The sequence below is a fragment of the Neisseria sp. P0021.S005 genome (assembly GCF_051956955.1).
The window spans coordinates 1-1,425 of sequence record NZ_JBQCWY010000754.1 but is presented as its reverse complement, the minus strand read 5'-3'; the positions used below and the strand labels follow the sequence as shown (position 1 = coordinate 1,425).

The 1,425-nt window shown below is 41.9% G+C and carries 2 protein-coding genes and 1 pseudogene; all 3 read right to left on the bottom strand.

The genetic code is table 11. From position 1 onward, the window contains the following. Positions 1-304: pseudogene (rplA, locus tag ACTHUE_RS19015) on the bottom strand (50S ribosomal protein L1); the annotation flags it as partial. Continuing rightward, the gene (rplK, locus tag ACTHUE_RS19010; RefSeq protein ID WP_002220151.1) at positions 304-738 is read right to left on the bottom strand and encodes a 50S ribosomal protein L11; all 435 of its coding nucleotides are present in this window, start codon (positions 736-738) and stop codon (positions 304-306) included. The gene rplK and the pseudogene rplA, both read right to left, overlap by 1 nt. Positions 739-842: 104 nt before the next feature. Then, a complete protein-coding gene (gene nusG / locus ACTHUE_RS19005) occupies positions 843-1,376 on the bottom strand; it encodes a transcription termination/antitermination protein NusG (protein ID WP_070461118.1) in 534 nt (177 codons plus the stop codon). Positions 1,377-1,425: the final 49 nt, after the last annotated feature.

The window sequence follows — 1,425 nt, the reverse complement described above, 5'->3', positions numbered from 1 at the left end:
CAGCCAGATCTTCAAAGCCGACAATATCTGCGCCAGCTTCTTTAGCAGCATCTGCATTTGCACCTTGAGTAAACACAGCTACGCGAGTTGTTTTACCGGTACCTTTAGGCAGAACGACTGAACCACGGATAACTTGGTCAGATTTACGAGGATCAACACCCAAGTTGAAAGATACATCAACAGACTCGTCAAATTTAGCAGTAGCAGCTTTTTTAACCAAAGCAATTGCTTCATCGATTGCGTACAGTTTGTTAGCTTCAACAGAAGAGCGCAGAGCTTTCAAGCGTTTAGATACTTTAGCCATTATACAACACCCTCCACATCCAAGCCCATTGAGCGAGCAGAGCCGGCGATAGTACGAACAGCCGCATCCAAATCAGCAGCAGTCAAATCAGGCTCTTTAGTTTTAGCAATTTCTTCCAACTGAGCGCGGGTCAATTTACCCACTTTGTTAGTCAGAGGATTAGAACTACCTTTTTGCAGACCAGCAGCTTTTTTCAACAAGATAGAAGCTGGTGGGGTTTTCATCACAAATGTGAATGATTTATCTGCAAATGCGGTGATCACGACTGGAATTGGCAAACCAGGTTCCATACCTTGGGTTGCAGCATTAAATGCTTTACAGAATTCCATGATGTTCAAACCACGCTGACCCAAAGCAGGACCAACTGGGGGAGATGGATTGGCTTTACCTGCAGGAATTTGCAGTTTGATGTAGCCGATAATTTTCTTTGCCACTTAAGGACTCCTAAAAACGGGTATAACGCGGAACCATTCCGCTTCCCAAACAGAATTTGCGATTATATCTGCTTAAAAAAAAATTTTCAAGCGAATTAAACCACTTAAATCTTTTCAACCTGACCGAACTCTAATTCAACCGGTGTTTCCCGACCAAAAATTTGAACTGAAACACGCAGTCTATTACGCTCGTAGTTAACTTCATCAACAATTCCATTGAAATCAGCAAATGGACCTTCATTCACACGAACCTGCTGACCCACTTCGAATTCAACTTTTGGTTTTGGCTTCTCAACACCTGTTTTGGCTTGTTGCAAAATAGCATCTGCATCTTTTTGAGAAATTGGGATTGGACGATTTCCGCTACCACCTACAAAGCCATTTACTCGAGGGGTACTCTTAACCAAATGCCATGAATCATCGGTCATTTCCATTTCAACCAGCACATAGCCTGGATAGAATTTACGCTCACTGATGGTTTTTCGGCCATTCTTGATGTCTACCACTTCCTCTACAGGAACGAGAATCTGACCGAAATATTCTTCCATGTTTTCACGAGTAATACGCTCTTTCAATGTTTTTTGAACATTTTTCTCGAAACCGGAATAGGCCTGTACCACATACCAACGCTTTGACATCTTTACCCTTTCCTATTTAATAAAACATCAAAAAACAACCATGAAATAA